Annotated in this window: 1 pseudogene; it reads left to right on the top strand. The window is 44.2% G+C overall.

Annotated features, from left to right (window positions below):
- Positions 1-703, top strand: a pseudogene (locus R7E78_RS26695) (IS4-like element ISVsa5 family transposase); the annotation flags it as partial.

The raw sequence follows: 703 nt of genomic DNA, 5'->3' as shown, positions 1-703 counted from the left end.
GTGCGAACTCGATATTTTACACGACTCTCTTTACCAATTCTGCCCCGAATTACACTTAAAACGACTCAACAGCTTAACGTTGGCTTGCCACGCCTTACTTGACTGTAAAACTCTCACTCTTACCGAACTTGGCCGTAACCTGCCAACCAAAGCGAGAACAAAACATAACATCAAACGAATCGACCGATTGTTAGGTAATCGTCACCTCCACAAAGAGCGACTCGCTGTATACCGTTGGCATGCTAGCTTTATCTGTTCGGGCAATACGATGCCCATTGTACTTGTTGACTGGTCTGATATCCGTGAGCAAAAACGGCTTATGGTATTGCGAGCTTCAGTCGCACTACACGGTCGTTCTGTTACTCTTTATGAGAAAGCGTTCCCGCTTTCAGAGCAATGTTCAAAGAAAGCTCATGACCAATTTCTAGCCGACCTTGCGAGCATTCTACCGAGTAACACCACACCGCTCATTGTCAGTGATGCTGGCTTTAAAGTGCCATGGTATAAATCCGTTGAGAAGCTGGGTTGGTACTGGTTAAGTCGAGTAAGAGGAAAAGTACAATATGCAGACCTAGGAGCGGAAAACTGGAAACCTATCAGCAACTTACATGATATGTCATCTAGTCACTCAAAGACTTTAGGCTATAAGAGGCTGACTAAAAGCAATCCAATCTCATGCCAAATTCTATTGTATAAATCTCGC

The sequence above is a fragment of the Vibrio sp. YT-19(2023) genome, from assembly GCF_033337395.1.
The sequence above is the reverse complement of the archived record's forward strand: the minus strand, read 5'-3'. Positions and strand labels throughout refer to the sequence as shown.